18 protein-coding genes are annotated in these 22,393 nt (G+C 72.6%); 7 read left to right on the forward strand and 11 right to left on the reverse strand.

All coding sequences use genetic code 11. The features are described from left to right. Positions 1-48: 48 nt before the first annotated feature. A complete protein-coding gene (locus tag ADL03_RS21990; protein ID WP_053735406.1) occupies positions 49-1,032 on the forward strand; it encodes an acetylxylan esterase in 984 nt (327 codons plus the stop codon). A gap of 78 nt (positions 1,033-1,110) precedes the next feature. Here ADL03_RS21990 and ADL03_RS21995 read toward each other — a convergent pair whose 3' ends face one another. Next, on the reverse strand, positions 1,111-1,803 hold the full coding sequence (locus tag ADL03_RS21995; RefSeq protein WP_053735560.1) for a hypothetical protein: 693 nt from the start codon (positions 1,801-1,803) through the stop codon (positions 1,111-1,113). A gap of 144 nt (positions 1,804-1,947) precedes the next feature. Then, positions 1,948-2,946, reverse strand: a complete 999-nt coding sequence (locus tag ADL03_RS22000) for a LacI family DNA-binding transcriptional regulator (protein WP_082373357.1) — start codon at positions 2,944-2,946, stop codon at positions 1,948-1,950. A gap of 233 nt (positions 2,947-3,179) precedes the next feature. Between ADL03_RS22000 and ADL03_RS22005 the strand changes: the two genes are divergently transcribed. Beyond that, positions 3,180-4,181 (forward strand): LacI family DNA-binding transcriptional regulator, encoded by a 1,002-nt coding sequence (locus ADL03_RS22005; protein WP_053735408.1) that lies wholly within the window; start codon positions 3,180-3,182, stop codon positions 4,179-4,181. 219 nt (positions 4,182-4,400) lie between these two features. Next, positions 4,401-5,258: a cellulose binding domain-containing protein gene (locus ADL03_RS22010; RefSeq protein WP_053735409.1), complete on the forward strand. Its 858-nt coding sequence runs from the start codon at positions 4,401-4,403 to the stop codon at positions 5,256-5,258. Here ADL03_RS22010 and ADL03_RS50515 read toward each other — a convergent pair whose 3' ends face one another. After that, positions 5,259-7,778, reverse strand: coding sequence for a glycoside hydrolase N-terminal domain-containing protein (locus tag ADL03_RS50515; RefSeq protein WP_053735410.1), 2,520 nt, complete (start codon positions 7,776-7,778; stop codon positions 5,259-5,261). A 333-nt stretch (positions 7,779-8,111) separates the two neighbouring features. Here ADL03_RS50515 and ADL03_RS22020 point away from each other — a divergent pair, with 333 nt between their 5' ends. From ADL03_RS22020 to ADL03_RS22030, 3 genes are read left to right on the forward strand one after another with little or no spacing between them, the layout of a single operon-like run. Beyond that, entirely contained in the window at positions 8,112-9,326 is a 1,215-nt protein-coding gene (locus ADL03_RS22020; protein WP_053735411.1) for an MFS transporter, read from the forward strand. Next, entirely contained in the window at positions 9,323-10,786 is a 1,464-nt protein-coding gene (locus ADL03_RS22025) for an ABC transporter substrate-binding protein (protein WP_053735412.1), read from the forward strand. The genes ADL03_RS22020 and ADL03_RS22025 overlap by 4 nt, the downstream gene beginning before the upstream one ends. Further along, on the forward strand, positions 10,783-12,501 hold the full coding sequence (locus ADL03_RS22030) for an ABC transporter permease subunit (RefSeq protein WP_082373360.1): 1,719 nt from the start codon (positions 10,783-10,785) through the stop codon (positions 12,499-12,501). Before ADL03_RS22025 ends, ADL03_RS22030 begins: the two co-directional genes overlap by 4 nt. Positions 12,502-12,503: 2 nt before the next feature. Here the strand turns inward: ADL03_RS22030 and ADL03_RS22035 are convergent, their stop codons facing one another. Then, positions 12,504-13,943 (reverse strand): RICIN domain-containing protein, encoded by a 1,440-nt coding sequence (locus tag ADL03_RS22035; protein WP_157529078.1) that lies wholly within the window; start codon positions 13,941-13,943, stop codon positions 12,504-12,506. 251 nt (positions 13,944-14,194) lie between these two features. Between ADL03_RS22035 and ADL03_RS22040 the strand changes: the two genes are divergently transcribed. After that, entirely contained in the window at positions 14,195-14,935 is a 741-nt protein-coding gene (locus tag ADL03_RS22040) for a FadR/GntR family transcriptional regulator (RefSeq protein ID WP_197288545.1), read from the forward strand. A gap of 149 nt (positions 14,936-15,084) precedes the next feature. On the opposite strand, the gene ADL03_RS22045 is transcribed toward ADL03_RS22040, so the two are convergent. The 7 genes from ADL03_RS22045 to ADL03_RS22075 all read right to left on the reverse strand — a co-directional run bounded on the left by ADL03_RS22045 (position 15,085) and on the right by ADL03_RS22075 (position 22,382). After that, positions 15,085-16,533, reverse strand: coding sequence for a BNR repeat-containing protein (locus ADL03_RS22045; protein WP_197288546.1), 1,449 nt, complete (start codon positions 16,531-16,533; stop codon positions 15,085-15,087). Between the two features lie 76 nt (positions 16,534-16,609). Then, positions 16,610-16,954, reverse strand: a complete 345-nt coding sequence (locus ADL03_RS22050) for a LuxR C-terminal-related transcriptional regulator (RefSeq protein WP_053735414.1) — start codon at positions 16,952-16,954, stop codon at positions 16,610-16,612. Beyond that, positions 16,951-18,339, reverse strand: coding sequence for an alkaline phosphatase family protein (locus ADL03_RS22055; RefSeq protein WP_053735415.1), 1,389 nt, complete (start codon positions 18,337-18,339; stop codon positions 16,951-16,953). Before ADL03_RS22055 ends, ADL03_RS22050 begins: the two co-directional genes overlap by 4 nt. Further along, positions 18,336-19,427, reverse strand: coding sequence for a metabolite traffic protein EboE (gene eboE / locus ADL03_RS22060; protein WP_053735416.1), 1,092 nt, complete (start codon positions 19,425-19,427; stop codon positions 18,336-18,338). Before eboE ends, ADL03_RS22055 begins: the two co-directional genes overlap by 4 nt. Then, positions 19,424-20,278, reverse strand: a complete 855-nt coding sequence (locus ADL03_RS22065; protein ID WP_053735417.1) for a TatD family hydrolase — start codon at positions 20,276-20,278, stop codon at positions 19,424-19,426. The genes eboE and ADL03_RS22065 overlap by 4 nt, the downstream gene beginning before the upstream one ends. Beyond that, positions 20,278-21,606 (reverse strand): EboA domain-containing protein, encoded by a 1,329-nt coding sequence (locus ADL03_RS22070; RefSeq protein WP_053735418.1) that lies wholly within the window; start codon positions 21,604-21,606, stop codon positions 20,278-20,280. Before ADL03_RS22070 ends, ADL03_RS22065 begins: the two co-directional genes overlap by 1 nt. After that, positions 21,603-22,382 carry an SCO3242 family prenyltransferase gene (locus ADL03_RS22075; RefSeq protein ID WP_053735419.1) on the reverse strand — a complete coding sequence of 260 codons (780 nt, stop codon included), beginning with the start codon at positions 22,380-22,382 and terminating at the stop codon, positions 21,603-21,605. The genes ADL03_RS22070 and ADL03_RS22075 overlap by 4 nt, the downstream gene beginning before the upstream one ends. Positions 22,383-22,393: the final 11 nt, after the last annotated feature.

The following is a 22,393-nucleotide window of genomic DNA, read 5'->3' on the forward strand; positions in this document are numbered from 1 at the left end:
TGGCGGACGACGGGCCACCACCGCCCCCTGTCTTGCCGAGGAGTCTCGATGCCGTTGACGGATCTGTCCGCCGAGGAGCTCACCACCTACCGCCCGGACCTGCCGGCACCGCGGGACTTCGACGCGTTCTGGGAGCGCACCCTCGCCGAGGCCCGTTCCCGTGGCGGCGCGGTGGAGGCCGAGCGCGTCACCGGCCGGCACCTGCTGCGCACCGTCGAGGTCGACGACGTCCGCTTCCCCGGCTGGAACGGTGAACCGGTCGCGGCCTGGCTGGTGCGCCCGCGTGGCGCCGAGGGGCCGTTGCCCGTCGTCGTCACGTACCTCGGCTACACCTGCGGCCGCGGCCTGCCCACCGACCACCTGCTGTTCTCCGCCGCCGGCTACGCCCAGCTCGTGGTCGACAGCCGCGGTCAGGGCCACGACACCCCCGACCGGGACGCGGGCGGCGGAACCCAGTGGGCCGGGGGGTTCATGACCCGCGGCGTCGACTCCCCCGACGGCTACTACTACCGGCGCCTGATGACCGACTGCGTCCGCGCCGTGGACGCGGTCGCGCAGCTGCCCGGCCTGGACCCCGAGCGGATCGTCGTCGCGGGTGGCAGCCAGGGCGGCGGCCTGACCATCGCCGTCGCGGGCCTCGCGGGCGACCGGGTCGCGGCGGCGATGCCGGATGTGCCGTTCCTGTGCCACTTCCGGCGCGCGGCCGAGATCGCGGGCGACGGCCCGTACCCGGAGCTCGCGGAGTACCTGCGCTGGCACAGCAGGCACCGCGTCGAGCCCACCTTCACGACGCTGTCCTACTTCGACGGTGTCCACTTCGCACAACGCGCCACCGCGCCCGCGTTGTTCAGCGTGGCGCTGATGGACCCGGTGTGCCCGCCGTCCACTGTGTACGCCGCGTTCAACCACTACGCCGGTGCCGACAAGACCATGACCGTGTGGCCGTTCGGCGACCACGGCGGCGGCTACGGCTCCAACGCGGCGGTGCAGCTCGACTGGCTGCACGCGCACGGCCTCTCACCGCGCTCCTGACCCCGTTGCCCGTCACACGCGGGGACCTTTCGTACGCCGATGTCGTACGAAAGCTCCCCGCGTGGCATTTCAGACGGGTCAGCCGAACGAGACGGAGTAGCTGTTGGTGTTGAAGTTGAGGCCGCCGCTCGACGAGGTGATCTCGTAGCCGAACTGCACCGCGCCGACCGTCACGTCACCGAACCAGCCGCGGCCGCGGATCCAGTCCATGACCGCCTTGACGTCGACCTGGCCGGACCCGGTGTTGGCCGTGCGGACGAACGAGAACACCTCGTTCGCGCCGTTCGACCCGCGGTAGACGTTCCAGCTGTGGCCGCCGACCGTCACCGAGGTCTGGTAGGAGCCGATCGGGCCGACGTTGCCGACCTTGTTCATCCACAGCATGATCTCGTAGGCGTTGTTGTTGGCCCAGATGTCGTACGCGGTGGTGTAGGAACCCGCGTTGGGGTACGACACGTTGAAGCTGCTGCGCAGGCTGCCGAGTGAGCTGAGCCTGCGGTTCACCATCTTCTCCGAGTGCGGGTAGGACTTCACCCCGCCGGTGTTGGGCTGGTTCGACCACACGCCCCAGTTGCTGTAGGAGTTGGCCCAGACCGTCTGCGGCCCGGAGCCGTTGCCCCACACGTTGTTGCGGACCGTGTAGCCGCCGTTGGACCAGGTGCCCCACCGGTCCGTCGAGCTCCACGCCGCGGCGAGTGCGGAGCCGGTGCCCAGCGAGACCGTCAGGACGGCCACGAGTCCGATGACAAAAGAACGCACTGTCTTGGACATCTTCATTTCCTTCCGCGCATCGTTGAACGGAATCCGCGCCGCCGGCGTCGAAGCGGTTCGCTGGTTCTGAACGTAACATCGAACTCATCGAACACAACTGCGCGAAATGATTCGACAACATTCGCGGCGAAATTATCCGCGTGCTCAACCGGCGCGGTGCGCGGCCGTGCGCACGGACAGCTTCGGCGGCAGCAACGTCAGCGGCGCCGGGTGCTCGCCGTTCAGCTTGGCGACCAGCAGTTCGACCGCGCGCCGGCCCAGCGCCTCGGCGGGCAGCTGCACCGACGTGAGCCGCAGCCGTTCCGCGATCTCGTCGGGGCAGATGGCGACCACGGCGACGTCGTCGGGCACCCGGCGCCCCTCGGCGCGCAGGCATTCGAGCACCCAGCCCAGCACGGCCTCGTTGTGCACGACCAGCGCCGTCATCCTGGGCAGCTCACGCAGCAACGTTCCGACGACGGCGTGCACGGAGTCGTAGCGCTGTTCGGCGGGCAGAGCGGTCGACGCGACACCGCGGCGCATGGCGGCGGCACCGAAGCCCGCGAGCGTCCGTTGCGCGAAACCCGTCTTGCGCGCGTAGACCGCGCTCGGCGCGCCGAGGAAGCCGATGCTGCGATGCCCCAGCTCGGTGAGGTGGTCGACGCACCGCGCACCGGCCGCCTCGAAGTCCAGGTCGACGCAGGTCAGGCCCTTCACCGCCGCCGGGTGCCCGAGCAGCACGGACGGACGGCCCAGCTCGCGCAGCACCGGGACGCGTTCGTCGTCGAGCCCCACGTCCATGACCACGCACCCGTCGACCCTGGCACCGCCGGCCAGCCGCCGCAGCCCGGCCGCGCCCTGGTCGGCGGTCACGAGCAGCACGTCCATGTCGTGCTCACGGGCGGCGGTGACCACGGCCGTCACGAAGCGCATGACCACCGGCAGCTGCACGCCCTCGCGCAGCGGCAGCACCAGCGCGAGCACGTTCGTCCGGCTGCTCGCCAACGCCCGCGCGCCCGCGTGGGGGTGGTAACCGAGCAGCTGAATGCTCTCCCGCACCCGCACACGGGTGTCGGCGGAAACCGGCCGGTTGCCGGTCAGCACGTAAGAAACCGTGCTGGGGGCGACTCCCGCGTGCTTCGCCACGTCAACAATGGTGACCACGTCGACACCTCCGTAAATCGAAGCGCTTCGAACGTGGTTGCATACCGTGACACAGTCGAAACGCGGGCGTCAAGGGAACGACATCCGTTCGATGATTTCGACGAATTCGGTGACATCGTTCGACCACCGTTTGGCCCCGTGCGGGCCGGGCCGGAACCGCCCCACGCCTGCCTCGCTCCGTCCGCCGCGCCGTACGATGATCGCCACTCAGCCGAGGCGACCGGAGGGCGGGCATGATCACCATCAAAGAGGTCGCCCGCCACGCCGGTGTCTCGATGAGCACGGTGTCGTACGTGCTCAGCGGGAAGCGGAGCATCTCGGAGGAGACCAAGCGCCGCGTCGAGCAGAGCATCATCACCCTGGGCTACCACCCGAACGCCGGCGCGCGGGCGCTCGCGTCGAACCGGTCGCAGGTGCTCGGCCTGGTGGTCCCGCTGCGGTCCGACCAGAACATGCCGGTGATCATGCAGTTCGTGTCGTCGATCGTGGCGTCCGCGCGCGGCTACGACTACGACGTGCTGCTGCTGACCAAGGAGGCCGGGCCCGGCGAGGCCCACCGGGTCACGGCGCGGTCCATGGCGGACGCGATCATCATGATGGACGTGGCGAGCGCGGACCCGCGCGTGCCGGAGCTGCGCGCGGTCGACGCACCGGTGGTGCTGCTCGGCATGCCGGACGACCACGAGGGCCTGAGCTGCGTCGACCTCGACTTCACCGCCGCGGGCAAGCAGATGGCGGCACACCTGGCCGACCTCGGGCACCGCTCGATCGCGCTGATCGGCTCGCACCCGTCGGTCTACGAGCGCGGCACGAGCTACGCGGCCCGGCTGCTGGCCGGGTTCCAGAGCGAGACCACCAAGCGGAACCTGCCCGCGTCCGTGCACTCGTGCGCTCCCGGCTACGACGCCGTCGCGGCGTGCCTGGACGAGGTGCTGCACCCCGACCGCGGCACCACCGGCCTGGTCGTGCACAACGAGGCGGTCCTGGGTCAGCTGCTGCTGGAGCTGCGGCGCCGTTCGCTGGACGTGCCGGGCGACCTGTCGGTGATCACGCTCTGCCCGGACGACCTCGCGGAGGGCCTGCCGGTTCCACTCACGTCGATCGCCGTTCCCGCGGAGGAGCTCGGTGCGATCGCGGTCGAGATGGTGATGACCCGCCTCGAACACGACCACGCCCCGGAGGTGCGCCTGCTCCAGCCGCGGCTCACCGACCGCGGGAGCACCGCCGCACGCTGACAACGATTTCCTGACGCGTTCGACGGAATTCGACTCGAATGCGTCGAACTGCGCTGCTGATTTCAGTTACCGGAAAGTTCTTCCGCCTCCGGCGCGGGCGTCGTAACCTGCCCGGACGAGATCAGCCGTTCGGGCGAACCCCCTTTGGTTCGATCGCCGAGCGCTCCTTGCCGCAGAGGAACAATGAGAAAAGCACCGGGCGCCGTCAGGACAAGACCCGTGAGATGGCTGTTGGCCGCCGCTGTTCTGCTCGCCAGTTCGGTGAGCGCGTGCGGTGGCGACGACCGGCAGCCGTCACCCCCGCCCCAGCCGGCGCAGGCCGACGTCCCCACCATCGAGCCGCCGGACAAGACGGCGCTGTCCACGACCGTGCAGCGGGTCGTGGACGTGCGGACCGTGCAGCTCTCCGACGGGGAGGAGGTCACGGTGAAGGGCCTCGCCGCGCCGGACGAGTGCTGGGCGGACGCCGCCACCACGTTCGCGCGGACCATGTTGCTCGACAAGCCGGTCGAGCCGACGGCCACCGGATCCCTGCGGCTGGCCGACGGCACCGACTACGCGGTGCTGGCCGTCGAGCTCGGCATGGTGCGCAGCGAGGCGGCCGACGACCGCACGCTGCGCGAGGCCGAGGAGTCCGCGTCGACCAAGCGGCTGGGCCGGTGGGGCCCGCCGTGCGTCAAGCCGAGCGCCCCGGCACCCGCACCGGTCGTCCCGCGGCCCACGACCACCACCACCCCGGCCGCGCCGCAGCCCGTGACCGGGTGCTCGGTCGAGTACCGCGTCACGCACACGTGGCCCGGCGGGTTCCGCACCGACGTGACCCTGCGCAACACCGGTACGACCGACGTGACCGGGTGGACGTTGCAGTGGAGGTTCGCCAACGGCCAGACGGTGACGGAGATGTGGAACGCCACCGCGAAGCAGTCGGGCCAGGACGTCTCCGCGATCGCGATGCCGTACAACCAGGCGATCCCGCGCGGGGAGTCGGTGCTGATGGGGTTCACCGCCGGCAGCGGCGGCACCAACTCCGCCCCGCGCGCCTTCACCCTCAACGGCCACGCCTGCACGCTCGTCTGATCAGGCCCGCACCTCCGCCAGCCCGCCGTCGAGCACGAGCCGGGTCCCCGGCCGCACCTCCACCCGCACGCGCCGGTCGCGGTACCGCACCGCGACCGGCCGGGCATCGCGCAACGCCACCTCGGTCAGCTCGCCGCCGTCCCACACCAGGTCGACCGTGATCCCGCCGCGAGCGCGCAGACCCGTCACCGACCCACGCCGCCACGCCGGCGGCAGCGCGGGCAGCAACCGCAGCTCGCCGGCGTGGCTCTGCAGCAGCATCTCCGCGATCGCGGCCGTGATGCCGAGGTTGCCGTCGACCTGGAACGGCGGGTGGGCGCAGAAGAGGTTGCGGTAGACCCCACCGCCGTGCGCGCCGTCCGCCGTGACGTCGGTGAGGAACAACGAAAGCAGCTCCTGCGCCCGCTCCCCGTCCCCCAGCCGCGCCCACAGCGCGGTCTTCCAGGCAAGCGACCACCCGGTGCCCGCGTCACCCCGCTCGAGCAACGCCCGCCTGGCCGCCGCCGCGTGCTCCGGCGTGCCGGCCACGTCGATCCGCCGTCCGGGGTAGAGGCCGACGAGGTGCGACACGTGCCGGTGCCCCGGCTCGGCGTCGGGCACGTCGTCGGCCCACTCCTGCAACCGGCCGCGGCGGCCGATCGGCGGCAACGGCAGCCGTGCCACCAGCTCCCGCGCCCGCACCACCACGTCGTCCTGCTCGACGCCGAGCCCCCCCGCCGCTTCGGCGACGCGGGTGAAGAGCTCCCACGCGAGCGTCAGGTCCATTGTGGACCCCTGTCCGACCGCGACCGGCCGTCCGGCGGTGTCGAGGTAGTGGTTCTCCGGCGACGTCGACGGCGCCGTGGTCAGGACACCGTCGTGCTCCACGAGCCAGGCGGCGCAGAACTCGGCGGCCCCGCGCAACACCGGCCACGCCCGCTTCAGCCGTTCCGCGTCGCCACCGAACTCGTGGTGCTCCCACAGGTGCAGCGCGAGCCACACCCCGCCCATCGGCCAGTTCGCCCACGCCGGATCCCCCGCCCCCGCACCGACCGGCGTGGCCAGACACCACGGGTCGGTGTTGTGGTGCGCCACCCAGCCGGGCAGGCCGTAACCGTCCCGCGCCACCTCCTTGCCGTGCACGGCAAGCCGTTCGACGAAGTCGAGCAGCGGCTCGTGGCACTCGGGCAGGCCGGTGACCTCGGCGGGCCAGTAGTTCATCTGCAGGTTGATGTTGAGGGTGTAGTTGCCGCGCCACGGCGGATCGACGTGCGGGTTCCACACGCCCTGCAGGTTCGCGGGCAACGTGCCGCGGCGGGAGCTGGTGATCAGCAGGTAGCGGCCGAAGTGGAAGAGCAGGGCGGCCAGTCGCGGGTCACGTGCCGCGATCCGCTCGTCGGTGGGGAGGTCGGGCACAGGGCCGGGGTCGGGTTCGGAGTCGGGGTCGGGCACGGGGGCGAGGTGGGGTTCGGAGCCGGGGTCGGGTTCGGAGCCGGGGTCGGGTTCGGAGTCGGGGTCGAGGCCGGGGTCGGGCACGGGGGCGAGGTGGGGCGCGCGGCCGAGGGCAGGTGCGGGGTAGGCGGCGGGTGCGGGTGCCGAACCGAGATCGGGTGCGGGGTCGGGGCCGGGCGTGGGGTCGAGGTCGAGGCGGACGCGGTTGAACAGTTCCCGGTGCGCGGCAACGGCCTCCGCACGCAGCCGCTCCCAGCCGAGTCCGGCCGCCTGCTCGACGCGCTCGGTGGCGAGCCGGGCGCACTCGGCCGGGTCCCGCTCGGGTTCGACGTCCGGGCCGCGGTAGCCCGCCTCGCTCGCGACGCAGACCGTCACGGCGTCCGGCCCGTCCCGGTGCACGGCAACCGCCACGGCGTAAGCCATCCCCGCCGGACCCACCATCCCCATGGCCGCCGCCTCACCGGCAAAGCCCGCCGCCGACGCCTCCGTTGCTGCCGCCTGCCCCGCTACCGCCGCCTCCGCACCCCCGGCGTCCATCGCCGCTACCACGCCCGACAGCCCCACCACGTGCCCGCTCGCAAACCCCTTGGCGCCCAACGCGTTGTCGAGCCCCACCGCCAGCCCGACCTCGGCGGCGCGGTCGGTCCGCACCCGCCACGCCAGCACGTGCAGCCCCGGATGGCACACCGCCTCCCGCAGTACACCGACCTCCCCGAGCCGGTAGCTCACCGAGTACACCCCGCTCCCCAGGTCCAGCCGCCGCCGGTACCCCGACACCTCCCCACCACCGATGCGCAGGTCGAGCCGCAGATCGGCGAGCGGGAGGTACCGGGCGGTGTTCGGGCCCTGCACGGTCTTCAACAGCTCCTCCGCCTCGGCGGCGGCACCGGCCAGCGTCAGCCGCCGCGCCCGCTCGACCACGTCCGGATCGCCCGCCACCGGCGCCATCGGGTGCCCCGACCACAACCGGTCGTCGTTGAGCTGCACCAACTCGCCGAGCACCCCGCCGAACGCCATCGCGCCCAGCCGCCCGGAGCCCAGCGGCAGCGCCTCCTCCCACACCGCGGCGGGCGCGCGAAACCACAGCACGGTGTCCCGCTCCGCCGACCGACCCGAAATCGAAACGCTTCGACCCATTGCGCCAGTTCACCCAACGCCCGGCCACCCCGTCAAGCGGAACCAGCCGCGAACTGCGGTTTTCGCCACGTTCGACGGCAGATCGTCGAACCCGCCACGAACCGTTCGAGCGCACACCGCGCAGCAACCCATCAACCAATAGCCATCGAACAATATGTGCTCCACATCTCCGATTCATTGCAGAAAACGCATGCAATTCCGTGCGATTTCCTCACAAACCGTGGTTAGGGTCGTTTTCGATCTGGCGGTGCCGCTCAGCGGTCAAGGGGATGAGCGGAGTTCGTCGTGGGAGTGGTGCGCGAGCGCGGTCGTGCGCTGGGGCGGTTCAGGTCGCTCAGCCCGGTCGCGCGGCTGCTGGTCGGCAGCCAGTTGGTGTTCAACGCCGGTTTCTACCTGGTCGTGCCGTACCTGGCCGGGCACCTCGGCGGTGAGCTGGGGCTCGGCGGCTGGGTGGTCGGGCTGGTGCTGGGGTTGCGGACGTTCAGCCAGCAGGGGTTGTTCGTCGTGGGCGGTGCACTCGCGGACCGGTTCGGGCCGAAGCCGCTGGTGCTGGCCGGGTGTGCGGTGCGGGTGGCCGGGTTCGGGGTGCTCGCGGTGGCGGTGTCGCTGCCGGGGGTGCTGGCCGGGGTGGTGCTCGTCGGTGTGGCGGGTGCGTTGTTCTCGCCCGCCGTCGAGGCCGCGCTGGCGCGTGCGGCGGAACCGGGGCGGCGGGGTGACGCGTTCGCGGTGTTCGCGGTGTGCGGTGAGGTCGGCGCGGTCACCGGGCCGCTGCTCGGGGTGGTGCTGGCCGGTCAGTTCCGGGCCGCGTGTCTCGCGGGCGCCGTGCTCTTCGCCGCGGTCGGGCTGCTGCACGCGCGGCTGCTGCCCCGGCTGCCCGGTGAGCACCGCGCGGAACCGGTGCTGGCGGGGTGGCGGGAGGTGGTGCGCAACAAGGTCTTCCTGGTGTTCGCCATCGGCTATTCCGCGTACCTGGTGTCGTACAACCAGCTCTACCTCGCGTTGCCGGTCGAGCTGGAGCGGGTCGGCGCCGGCGACCGGGCGCTCGGGCTGTTGTTCGCGCTCGCCTCCACGCTGGTGATCGCCGGTCAGCTGCCCGTGGCCGCCTTCGCCCGCGGGGTGCTCGGCAGGACCGGCGCGCTGGTCGGCGGGTTCGTCCTGATCGGGCTCGCGTTCACCGTGGTAGCACTGCGGCCGCCCGGCGTCAGCGGGGCCGTCGCGTTCGTCGTGCTGCTCGTCCTCGGCGAGATGCTCGTCGTGCCGCAGGCGAAGGAGCTCGTGCCGGTGCTCGCGGGTGAACGCCGGCTCGGGACCCACTTCGGTGTGCTCGCGTCGGCCGGTGGCCTCGCCGTGCTGGTCGGCAGCACCGCCACCGGCGCACTCTTGGAGCACGGCAGGGCCGCCTGGGTCGTGCTCGCCCTGCTCCCACTGGCGGGGGCCTGGGTGCTCGCCGCCCTCGCGCGCCGCGGCGCGTTCACCGGAACAGCGAAAGGCCGGACATGAGAACACGACGAGCCCTCCTCACGACCACGCTGGTGGCGGTGTGCGGACTGACCGCCGGGTGCTTCACCGGCACGGCTTCCCAGGAGCCGCAACGGTTGCGCGTGGCGTTGCCGTTCCCGCCCACCCAGGCGATGTCGCCGTGGGGCAACGACGGCGTGCTGCTCACCAAGCTCGGCATCGCCGAGACGCTGGTCGGGCTCGACCGCTCCGGACGGCCGGAGCCGCAGCTGGCCGAGAGCTGGACGCGGCCGTCGGACACGCGGTGGCGGTTCCGCCTCAGGGCCGGTGTCACGTTCCACGACGGCACGCCGCTCACCGCGCAGGCGGCGGCCGACGCGCTGAACCGGGCCGCGCACGCCGCCCCGGTGCCGCGGGCGATCAAGGGCCTCGACCTGGTGGCGGCCGCCGAGGGCGACCTGGACGTCACCGTGACGACCGCGCGACCGGACCCGATCGTGCCGCAACGCCTGTCCTCGCCGAACCTCGTGGTGCTCGCCCCCGGTGCGTACACCGGCAGGAACGCCGACCCGCGCAACGCCGGAACCGGTCCGTTCGTGTTGCAGGAGCTCAGGGGCGAGGAGGGCGCGACGCTCGCCGCCTTCGCCGGTCACCGGGACGGTGCGCCCGCACTGTCCGGAGTGGACGTCCGGTTCATCCCGGACGGCCAGACCCGCACCGCCGCGTTGCGCGCGGGCGAGGTCGACGTGGCGGCGGCACTCCCGGTGTCCACAGTGGAAGACCTGCACCGGGTCGAGGTGCCGCTGCCGAGGGTGGTCTCGCTGTCGCTCAACACCGCGAAGGGCGTGTTCGCCGACCCGGCGCTGCGGGCCGTCGCGCGCGGTGCCGTCGACCGGGACGCGCTCGCCGGTGGCGTGTACGAGTCCAGGGCGGACGCGGCCCGCGGCCTGTTCGGCCCGGCAACGCCGTGGGCCAAGGCACCGGCACCACTGCCCGCCGTCGACCGCGCGGCGAACAGCGAACGGGTGGTGCTCGCGACCAGCAGCGACCGGCCGGAACTGCCGGAGGTCGCGTCCGTGGTCGCCGAGTCGTTGCGGCGCAAGGGGTTCGTGGTCGAGCAGGTCGTCAGGCAGTACAGCCAGCTGGAGGCCGACCTGCTCGCCGGGCGGTTCGACGCCGTGGTGGCGTCGCGGTCCTACGTCCTCGACAGCGGCGACCCCGCCGGGTACCTCGACACCGACTTCAGCTGCACCGGCACCTACAACCTGGCGAAGCTGTGCTCGGCCGACGTCGACGCGGCGATCGCGAAAGCCCTTGCCGCGCAGGACGTCACCGCCAGGGAGCAGGCGACGCTCGACGCGCAGGACGCCGTGCTCGCGACCTCGGCGGTGGTGCCGCTGGTGCACGAACGCGCCGTCATCGGTCAGTCCGGCACCGTCCGCGAGCTCGGTGACGACCCATACGAACGCCGCCTCGTGACCCGGTCGACGACGCGCGGATGACCGGGCGCATCACCGCCGCCGCCGGCCGCACCGCCGTCGCCGCGGCGTTCGTCACCGGCATCGCCGTGCTGGTCGGCCTCCTGCCGCTGCTCTCGGGCCGGGACCCGGCGCTCTCGGTGCTGCGGGCGCGGTCGGCCGAGCGGGAACCCGACGCCGCGGCGCTGGCCGCCGTGCGCGGGGAGCTCGGGCTCGACGCGGGACACACCGCGTTCCTGCTGCGGTGGGCGCAGGACGCGACCAGGGGCGACTTCGGGCGGTCCTGGGTCTCCGGCGAACCCGTTGCCGGTCGCGTGGTGGCCGCGCTCGGTGTGTCCGCCACGCTCACCGCGTTCGCGGTGCTGGTCGCGTTCGCCGTCATGGCGCTGCTGGTGGCGCGCACGCTGGTGCGGGCGGTGGACGGTGGCCGCGACAACGGCCGCAACGGCGTGGCCGCGGTGCTCGCGGGGCTACCCGAGTTCGTCCTGGGCGCGTTGTTCGTGGTGCTGTTCGCCGTGCGGCTGCGGTGGCTGCCCACCTCGGGGTGGAACGACCTCTCCCACGCGGTCCTGCCCGCGGTCGCGCTCGGCGTTCCCGCGGGTGCCGTGCTCGGTGTGGTCGCCCGCGACGCCGTCCGGGACGCGGCGAGCGCGCCGTGGCTGCGCGCGTGGACCGCCGCGGGGCTGCGTCGGCGGGTGATCGGTCTCGCGGTGGTGCGCAGGGCCGCGGCCGTGGTCGCCGAGCAGCTCGGCCTGCTCTTCGCGGGGCTCCTCGGCGGTGCGGCCGCGGTGGAGGTGGTGTTCGCGGTGCCCGGCATCGGCCGGCTCGCGGTCAACGGCGCGATCGCGCAGGACGTTCCCGTCGTGCAGGCGTGCGTGCTGGTGGTCCTGGCGGTCGGTGTGCTCGCGAGCGCGACCGGAGGGCCGGCCCGCCGCCTGCTGCTCGGGCCGGCCGGCGAGGCGGCGGCGCTCGACTCCGCACCGCCCGCGCCCCGGCCGCCGGTGCGGGTGTGGCTGTGGACGTGCGCGCTGGTGGTGGCCGCAGCCGTGGTCGCCGGCGGGGTGTGGCGTGACCCGTTGGCGGTGGACCTGACCGCACGGCTGCGGCCGCCGTCGCCGACGCACCCGATGGGCACGGACGCGCTGGGCCGCGACCTGCTGGCGAGGCTCAGCCATGGTGCCGTGAACACCGCGCTGCTGGCGCTCGCCGTGACTGCGACGACGGCGGTGATCGGCGTGCTGATCGGCCTGGCGGCGAAGCGGACCTCCACGGCGGCCGCGCTCGTGAACGCGCTGCCGCCGGTGGTGGTCGCACTCCTCGTCGCGGTCACGTTCCAGCCGGGCTGGGCCGGCGCGGTGGCCGCCGTCGCCGCCACCGGGTGGGCACCGCTGGCCGGGCACGCCCGCTCGCTGGCCGCCGACCAGCGCGCCAGCGGCCACCTCGTCGCGTCACGTGCGCTCGGTGCGTCCTCGTGGCACCTCACCACGCGGCACGTGCTCCCCGCGATCGTCCCCGCGGTGGTGCGCAACGCCGGTGTGCGGCTGCCCGCCGTCGCACTGGCGTTGGCGACACTGGGATACCTGGGCCTCGGCGCTCAGCCGCCCGAACCGGAGTGGGGGCTGCTGATCGCCGAGGGCATGCCGTACGTCGAGCGCGCGCCGTGGACCGTGCTGTTCCCCGCGGCGGGCCTCGTCGCCCTCGGACTGGCGGCGACATCGCTGGCGGCCCGCGCGCGGTGAGGTCAGCCGGCGGCCACGATCCGCCACTGCTGGTTGGTGCTGTTGCTGTCGCTCCACTGACCGAGGTTCGCCGCGGTCGCCGTGCGGCCCATGCCGTCGAGGTACAGGCCGGTGGCGCGGTTGCGGATGCGCACGTCGTTGCCGCGGCTCTTGCCGGTCACGACCGTCCACTGCTGGCTCGTGGCCGTGCTGCCCGCGCGTTGCCCGGTGTCGGCACCGTTGGCCGTGCGACCGGCGCCGTCGAGGTAGAGGCCGGTGACCACGTTCTTGAAGCGCACGTAGCTGCCGGTGTTCTCCACGACCCACCGCTGGCTGGTGCTGGTGCCGCCGGTGCCCTGCCCGGCCGTGGTGTCGCCGGTGCGGTTCAGCCCGTCGACGTACCAGCCCGTCCCGATGTTGCGGATCTCGACGGTGGTGCTGCCGCCCTCACCGACGCCCCACGCGTAGCGCAGCTGCTGCAACCCCGACGGGTTCGTCAGCGACAGCGCGATGTTCTGACCGCTGCCCGTCTTCGTGGTCATGCTGTACCAGTCGCCGTCGCGCAGGCCGGGCCAGTACACGCTGCCCATCCCGAGGCTGCGCAGCTTCGCGCTGACACCGCGGACGTAGTCGGCCATGTACGACCCGCTGGGCACGCTGTAGTCGACGGCGTCGAAGTACACGTTGTTCTTCGTGCCCGGCCCCATCGCGCCACCCCACTCGGTGGCGATGGTGCGGCTGGCGTAGCCGCCGATGTAGCTCCCGATGTGGTCAGCCCACTCGGTCTCGCTCTCGTAGCCGGCGAAGAACGAGTAGTCGTGCACCGCGAGCAGCGTGCCGTTGAGCCTGCTGTCACCGCCGACGGCGGGCACGTTCTGGGCGAGCCCCGCGCCGTCGAGGACCACCCGGCCGCGCGGGACGGACGAGTACCTGTTCAGCCAGTCGTTGTACATGTTGTTGAGGTCGGCCGTGCCGTAGCCGTGTGGCTCGTTGATGACCTCGAAGTAGGCGTTGGGGTGCGCGCCGTACTTGGCGATCACCTTGTCCCACATCTGCTGGAACGCGCCTGCGTTCGGCGGCCGGCCACCGGTGTGCGCCCAGTACGCGAGGATCACGTTGCCCTTGGTGAGCGCGGTGTCGATCGCACCGGTGTAGGTGGCCCAGTAGTTCGCCACGGTCGGTTCGTTGATCGGCATCCGGACGGTGTTCGCGCCGGTGAGCGAGTAGAGCTGACCGACGACGCGGTCGGCGACCACCGCGGCCGACGAGTAGGTGTCCGACGCGCTCAGCCCGGACGGGTAGAGCACGCCGTTGACGAAGTTGTCCCTCTGGTCGGCCCAGTTCACGCCGCGGAACTGGGCGGTGGAGGCCTGCGCCGTGCTCGGCGTGACGGTCACCAGACCGGCCACGAGGAGCGCGGAGGCCAGCAACCGCAATGTGGTAAGCGCTTTCCAACGACCCATCGAGTGCTCCGTTGCCATCGTGTCATCGGTGGTTGGTCAGGCGACCCGCACGCCCTGCCCGGTGGACCATGAGAACAGCCCGCCGGAGCCAGCGTCAAGGAAATGAGCATGCTTATCGCAGCCTGGTGGTGGCACCGGATCATGATGCTGACCAGGAGCGATTGACCGTTCGACGGGTTGTCCTGCTCGTTCGACGCGCATGTACCCTCGGTGGACGGACGAGAAGTCGTACTCTTGAAGGAGGCGTCTCGGTGGATGCCGATGCCGCGTACGCGCCGCCCGCCTCCTACCGCCCCGGCTACGAGCTGGTCGCCGAACGCATCCTGCAGCTCATCGCCGAGCTGGAGCTGCGCCCCGGCGACCGCATGCCCACCGAGAACGAGCTGGCCGGCCGCATGGGCACCAGCCGGACCGTGGTGCGGGAGGCCGTGAAGATCCTCTCGGCGCTCGGCAGGGTCCGCGCCCACAAGGGCCGCGGCCTCTACGTGGCCGACGACGAGGGCATGCTCGGCTCGTCGCGGTGGGGCGGCTTCTTCCTGCCGACCGACCTCGACCACGTCTACATGCTCTTCGAGTTCCGCCGCGTGCAGGAAACCGCGGCCGCACGCCACGCCGCCACCCGCGCGACCCCGGCCGAACTGCACGCCATCGAGGTGGCCGCCGACCTGTGCCGCGAAGGCCACCTGACCGGCCACGCCGCCCTGTTCGACCGCGGCGACGACGACTTCCACCACGCCGTCGCCGCGGCTTCGCACAACCAGTTCCTCGTCGCGGCCGTGCGCGAGGCCCGCCGCCTGCAACGCCAGTCCAACATCATCGGCCTCAACGGCGCCGTCGGCAGCCACACCGCGGAGGCCGTGCAGGAGCACGCCGCCATCCACGAGGCCATCCGGCGGGGCGACCAGGAGGCGGCCGCGGTGGCCGCAGCTGTGCACGTGGACCGGACGTTGGACGACTACCGGCGGGAGATCCAGCGCCGCGTGTTCGGCTGACGCGGGGGCGGCTGGCGGGCTGGCTGACGGGTCGGCTGACAGGTCGGCCGGGGACGCGCGGCTCGGGACGGGCAGCGGAAGCGCTGTTGCCCTGCTGTGTAGGCCCCGTTGCTCTGCTTCACGGGCCCACGCCACGCGAGCGGGCGGTGTCACCCGAGGCGGAAGTCCGCGACGCGGATCGGCGACGGTGTGGTGCCGCTGGACGTCTGCTGGTACTGCACCGACAGGATCCCCTGCGCCGCGACGCGCGACGTGTCCACGTTGACCTCGCCGAACGCCCGCAGCGACGACCCGTCGAACACCGTCGCCCAGTCCGTCCAGCCGCTGGCCCGGCTCGCCGACACGATCTTGCCGCGCGGCATCACCAGGTAGGCGTTGTCGGCGCGGTCGAACACGATCTTCGTGCGCTGGGTGTGGCCGGGTGGGACAGGGACCTCCGCCTTGGTCCACCTGCCGTCCGCGCCGCGCTGGACGTGGAAGGTGCGGCCGTACTGGGCGCGCTGCTGGGCGTAGTTCGTGACGCACTGGGTGAACCGGCCGGGCACGTAGCTGATCACCACGTGCGGGCGGCCCGAGGTGTCCACGGCTTGGCTCTCCTGGTTCATCAGGCCGTGGTTCGGGTCGAGCGGGTCGGCCACCAGGCCGGGTGAGCCGATGCCCACCGGGCTGCCGCCGGTCGTGCCCACCAGGGTGCCCGCGCCGTTGCGCCACGTGCGGCCGCGGTCGTCGCTGTAGACGTAGCCGGTGTCGTGGTTCGTGAGGCCGCCGGGGTTGCACAGCACGCCGGAGTTGCCCTCCCGCCAGGTGAACGCCGCGTGCAACCGTCCACTTCGGTCATACGTCAGGCCGTGCAGGTACATGTTGCGCGTGGTCGACGTGACGCCGTTGGGGCCGGTGTAGGTGCCGGTCGCCGACGACCACGCGCCGAGCTTGCGCCAGGTGCCGCCGGTGTACTCGGCGAGCTCGTTGACGCCGTTGCCGGAACCGCCCGTGCGGTAGCTGAACTGCAGCGCACCCTCCGGCGTCACCACGAACTGCGGGTAGGTCATCGCGCCCAGCTCCATGCCGCCCAGGGTGCGTTGCACCGCGCCGAACGCGGCCGCGTTCCACGGCACAGCGCCGTTCGCGAGTCCGGCTGCCGAGCGCAGGTAGTACAGGCGGGTGTTGTGCGTGTCCATCGCGACGTGGATGGTGCCGTCCTGCGGCGAGATGCCCAGCGAGATCACGTTGTGCGAGTCGTCGGCGGTGAGGCGGTGCGGCAGCACCACCGTCTCCCACCGCGTGCTGTCCACGGTGCGCCGCGCGATCACCGCGTTGCGGCTCGCGGTGTACCAGGTCGCGTACTGGCGGCCCTGGTAGGTCAGGATCGCGTCCTGCTGGAACGAGTTGTTGTTCACCAGGCCGTCGTAGGAGACGAAGTACAGCGCGGAGGCGTCGAGCACGGTGTCGGCGACGAGGCCGACCTGCGGCGCCGCCTGCGCGACGGCGGGCACCACCAGCGCGGCGACGACGGCGGCCGTGGTCAGCAGGTGAGCGGAGGTCCTGGCCATGTCCGGCAGCGTGGTGTCGAACGACCTCGAACGCAAGACCGCCCGCATTCGACCACACCCGCGCGAGCCAGGAAGACGGCCCGCCCCGCCGCTTCCGCGTCCCACAGCGGCCGGGCGGGCCCGTTCACTCCCCCACGGCCTGCGGTGGCGGGGTCATCACGAGCCACTCCAGCTCGGCGGCGAGCACCCCGAGCTGGAAGCGCGACTGCACGCCCAGCATCGACTGCAGCCGCGCGATCCGGCGGTGCAGCGTGCGCAGGCTGACGTCCAGCTCGCGGGCGATCGCGCGGTCGGTCGCGCCGGTGCCCATGAGCCGCAGCAGCCGCCGGGTCGCTGCGGTGGGTTCCTTGCCCACGGTCACGGTGTGCGGTCCCGGCACCGCGGTCAGGTGGCTTTCCCGCCGGGTGGGCGCCTCTTCGCACGGCACGTGGGCCCACCGGCCTGGCCGTGGCGTGAGCGGTCTGGTCATCGGCTGAACTCCTCCACGGGCATTCCCTGCAGTTCCAGCAACAGGTTCCGTACTTCGGTCGCGGCGATGCGGCCGGTGCGCTCGACCGACGGCGGTGCCACCGGGTCCGAGCACAACAGCACCGGCCCGTCGGCCGCGCGGTCGGGCAATCTGCCGTGGGTGCCGCGCACGCACGACGGGTCCAGCGGCACGACGTTCATCGCGTACCGCAGGCCGAGCTTCTTGCGGGCCAGGTTCAGGCCGGCCTTGGCCTTCGCGAGCGGGTCGGCCGGGTCGAAGAACAGCTCCGCGGGGTCGTAGCCGGGCTTGCGGTGGATGTCCACGCCACGCGCGAAGTCCGGTGCACGGTCGTCGTCGGTCCAGTAGTAGTAGGTGAACCAGGCATCCGGCTCGGCCACCACGACCAGCTCGCCGGACCGTTCGTGGTCCAGCCCGACAGCCGCCTGCGCCTCCCGGTCGTAGACGACGTCGACGCCGGGCAGCTCGGCGAGCACGGCCCTGGTGCGCGGCAGGTCGGCCGCATCGGCGACGTAGACGTGGGCGATCTGGTGGTCGGCCACGGCGAACGCCCTGGACGTCCACGGGTCCAGGTACTCCATGCCCGCCTGCGTGTAGACCTCCAGCAACCCCGCCGCACGCAACGCGCGGTTGATGTCGACCGGCCGGCGTGCGTCGGTGATGCCGTACTCCGACAACGCGACCACGGTGGCGTCCGCCGCGTCGGCCAGCAACGGCGCCAGCGCCCGGTCCACGTCCGCCGCGGCCTTGACCGCCTGCGGCGAGGACGGACCGAACCGCTGCAGGTCGTAGTCCAGGTGCGGCACGTAGACCAGCAGCAGGTCGGGCCGGTGCTCGGACAGCACCTTCCGCGCGGCACCGATGATCCACTCGCTCGACGCCAGTGCCGCCGTGGGACCCCAGTACTGGAACAGCGGGAAGTCGCCCAGCGCGCCGACCAGGTCGTCGTGCAGGCCGGTCGGGCGGACGTAGCAGTCCGGCGACTTGCGCCCGTCGGCGTGGTAGATCGGCCGCGGGGTCACCGTGATGTCGGTCGACGCGCCCATCGCGTACCACCAGCAGATGTTGGCGGCGGTGTAACCGGGACGGGCGCGGCGGGCGGTCTCCCAGAGCTTCTCCCCGCCGACGAGGCGGTTGTGCTGGCGCCACAGGTGGATCTCGCCGAGGTCGCGGAAGTACCAGCCGTTGCCGACGATCCCGTGCCGCGCCGGGGTGAGGCCGGTGAGCAGGGTGGCCTGCGCGCTGCACGTCACGGCGGGCAGCACGGTGCCCAGCTCGGCCTGCCAGCCCAGCCGCGCCAGGTTCGGCATGTGGGTGAGCAGCGACGGTGTCATGCCCACGACGTTGAGCACCACCAGCGGTTTCACGCCGCCACCCCCGTCTTCAGGTGCTGCCGCGCCCACCGCAGCTCCGCCGCGATGCCGTCCGCGAGGTCGCCCGCGCCCGGCAGCACGGTCCAGGTGTAGGTCTCCACCTCGACGTGGGTGCCGGGGTCCACCGCCGCGACGGCGGCCACGAGCACGTCGGTGGTCGACGTGAGCGGTGCGGGCGGGACGGCGTGCAGCGGCACGTGGAAGTGCACCCGCCACGGGTGTTCGGCGGGCAGGGACTCGAACGCCTCCGGCAGGTCGTCCGCAGCGAGCACGCCATCGGGCGCGTTCTCCCTGACCTGGTGCAGGTAGCGGGGTTCGCTGTAGAGGGCGATCGCACGCCGGCCCTCCGGCGTACCGGGTGCGGCCACCTCCAGCGCCGCCGACGCCTGGACCTTGACCACCGACAGCCCGGCCGCGCGGATCGACTCGACCGCCTCCACCGGGTCGGCGAACGACACCGCGAGGTGGCAGGTGTCCAGGCAGATCCCGATGAGGTCGGGGTCGACCCGGCCGGCGAGCCAGCCGACCGCGTCCGCGACGGTGTCGAGCACACAGCCCGGTTCCGGTTCGACGGCCAGCCTGATCGGCCTGCCGTGCCGGTCGGCCTCGGTGCGCAGGAACCGGGTCAGCTCGGTGAGCGCCTCGGTGGCGCTGCCCTGGTCGCGCAGCGTCCACGGCTCCCGCCAGGACAGCGGCAGCGTCGAGATGCTGCCGTAGGCCGCGGAGTCCGGCAGCAGGTCGGCCAGCACGGTCGCGCAGTCCGTCGTGTACCGCAGGCGGCGCGGATCGGTCCACGTCGGGAAGTACACCGCGTGCTTGACCACCTCGTCGTGGAAGTCGCCGTACGGGAACGCGTTGAGCGTCGAGACCGTGAGGCCCCTGCTCGTGAGCTCGGCCCGCAGGTCACGCCGGGCGGTGGCGTCCTCGGCGAGGCCGTGCGCGACCGGTGCGGGCAGCCACAGCCCCAATGGGAGCGTGTCCACCGCCAGCGCCTCACGCACCCGCACCGCGTACCGGTCGAGCTGGGCGAGGATGCCGGCGAGGTCGGGCGCCGGGTGGACGTTGGTGCAGTAGGCGATCACCGCTCACCCCGCAGCACCGAGCTGCCGGTGGCGGCGTCGACCGCACCCGTCACGACCGCGTCGAGCACGAGCCGGCCGCTCTGGCCGTAGAACTCGACGGGGTTGTGCCACAACACCTTCTCGACGTCGGTGGCGGTGAACCCGGCGTCGAGCATCGCGAGCCCGGTCTTGTGCGTCTTCAACGGGTCCGAGCGGCCCCAGTCTGCGGCGGAGTTGACGAGCATCCGGTCGGTGCCGTGCTCGCCGAGCAGCGCGACCATCCGCTTCTCGTCCATCTTGGTGTCCGGGTAGACGGAGAACCCCATCCAGCACCCGGCGTCCGCCACCATCGCCACGGTGGTCTCGTTGAGGTGGTCGACGAGCACCCGCTCCGGCGCCAGGCCCGACTCGCGGACCACGTCCAGCGTCCGCCGCGTGCCCGCCTGCTTGTCCCGGTGCGGTGTGTGCACGAGGACCGGCAGGTCGTGCCGCAGCGCCAGCTCCAGCTGCCGCGCGAACGCGGTGTCCTCCTCCGGTGTCATCGAGTCGTACCCGACCTCGCCGACCGCGACCACGCCGTCCTTCGCGAGGTAGCGCGGCAGCACGTCGAGCACCTCGACGCACCGGGGATCGTTGGCCTCCTTGGGGTTCAGTGCGAGCGCGCAGTGGTGCGCGATGCCGAACTGCGCGGCGCGGAAGCGCTCCCACCCGAGCAGGCCGTCGAAGTAGTCCACGAACGACCCCACGCTCGTGCGGGGCTGACCGAGCCAGAAGGCGGGCTCGACGACCGCTTCCACCCCGGCGGCGCGCATGGCCTCGTAGTCGTCGGTGGTGCGGGAGGTCATGTGGATGTGCGGGTCGAAGATGCGCATCACGAAGCCTTTCCGAGCAGGGCGAGGGCGTCGGCGGGCACGGGGCGGCCGGCGGCGCGGCGTTCCTCGGCGAACGCGGCCACCATCCGCAGCAGCTCCGCGTCCGAGTGCCGGTCGAGACCGTCGACCGCGGTCAGCGGGATGCCCATGAACAGGCACTTGAGCACGCCGTGCCGCCACGCGTGCCGGCTCAGGTGGCGGGTGGCGAACGCGCCGAGCGCCGCCGCGACCAGGCCGGTCTCGTTGCTGCGCAACGCGTCCTCGACCAGCGCGACACCGGCGGCCGGTGCGCGGTCGCCGAGTTCGGCCAGGCCGCGCAGGACGCCGCGCCGTTCCGCGGAGGTGCCGTAGCGGTAGAGCTTCGTGAGGCCGTCGGCCGGGTCCTGCGCCGTGTCGGCGAACGCGGTGAGCAGCCGCACCCGTGCGGCGTCCTCCTGCGCGCCCACCGCTCTTCCCACGGCGGGGAACAGGGTGTCGATCGCGCTCGGGTCGGCGCGCACGGCCCGTTCCGCCTCGGCCAGCCACCGCGCCGCGCGCAACGCCCGCAGCGCCCGTGCCGCCACGTCCGGTGCGGCGTGGCTGTGGCGAGGCAGTTCGACGGCGGCGACACCGGTGTAGCCGATCTCGGTCAGCGCGGCGAGCGTGCCGGGCAGGTCGAGCTGCCCCTCGCCGAACTCCAGGTGCTCGTGCACGCCGGGCAGCATGTCGTCGAGCTGCACGTTGACGAGCAGGTCGCCCGCCTGCCGGATGCACGCCGCCGCGTCCTGCGGCTCCACGGCGACGCAGTGGCCGACGTCGAGGGTGATCCGCAGCAGGTCCGGGTCGCCGAGCTCGGTGCGCAACCGCAGCGCCTGGTCCAGGCACTGCACGACCATGCCCGGTTCCGGTTCGAGTCCTATCGGGACGGACGGCCCGTTCTCCAGCACGGCGGCGACGCCGGACCGCAGGCGGTCCCAGTCGTCCGGCGAGCCGATCCCCGACCAGAACGACACGCAGTCCGCGCCGAGGTCGGCCGCGATGTGCTTGGCGCGCACCAGGAAGTCGACCCGCACCTCCTGTGAGGTGCTGACCAGCGTCGGGTGGTGCTTGCGGCGCGGGTCGAGCAGGTAGCGCGCGCCGGTCTCCACCACGCAGCGCAGCCCCAGCTCCTGCAAGCGGGTGGCGAGCCGTTCGGTCTGCTTGGCGATGTCGTCGGCGAACGGGTCCAGGTGGTGGTGGTCGAGGGTGAGTGCGACCGCGGTGTAGCCGAGGTCGGCGATCACGGCGAGGGCGTCGTCGAGCCGGTGGTTGCTGAAACCGTTGGTGCCGTAGCCGAGGTGGAACGTCATGTCGGGCTCACCTTCCTGCTCAGCGCCCGCGCGAGCGGCAGCACCAGCGGCAGCGCGGCGCCGTGCTCGGCCAGCGCGGACTGGAGCAGCACCATGCCGTGGATGCCCTCCTTCGTGGCGGCACGGGCGGCCTCCGCCGACGGCGTGCGGACCACCTCCCACTGCGCGCGTCCCACCGTGAGCGCGTAGGCCGCCGCGGCCGCGATCCCGGTGAACCGGCGGCTCGACGCGCCCGCCACCACCGCGGTCAGCACCGTGCCCGACAGCACCGCTTTCGCCGTGGCGGACGACGTGCCGTGCACCTCGCCGCGGGACAGCACGGTCAGCCCGAGGGTGTGCGCGGCCATCAGCCCGGCGGGCAGCACGGCCCGGCCGCCCAGCAGGACGTCGAGCGCGCGGCACGCGGCCATCGCGAACGGCCCCGCGGGCGTGTCCTTGAGGACCGTGTCGTAGGCCCACACCGCCGCGGCGAGCGGCAGCGCGTTGCGCCCGGCCGCCGCGGCGAGGCCGACGCCGACCGCGGTCAGCCCCGCGGCCGTGGCCAGTGCCGCGTCCGGGCCGACGCGTCCCGACGGGATCGGCCGCTCCGGCCGTTCGACCGCGTCGAGGTCGCGGTCGGCCCAGTCGTTGAGCGCCATTCCGGCCCAGTACAGCGACACGGAGGCCAGCGGGAGCAGCAACGTCCGGCCCCGCAACGGTTTCCTCGCCCCGATCAGCGCGTCACCGAGGACGGTGAGCGCCGCCGGTGCCCGCACCAGTTCCAGGTACGCCCTCATCGCCGGGCTTC

This window comes from Nocardia sp. NRRL S-836 (assembly GCF_001279525.1).
Classification (GTDB): domain Bacteria; phylum Actinomycetota; class Actinomycetes; order Mycobacteriales; family Pseudonocardiaceae; genus Lentzea.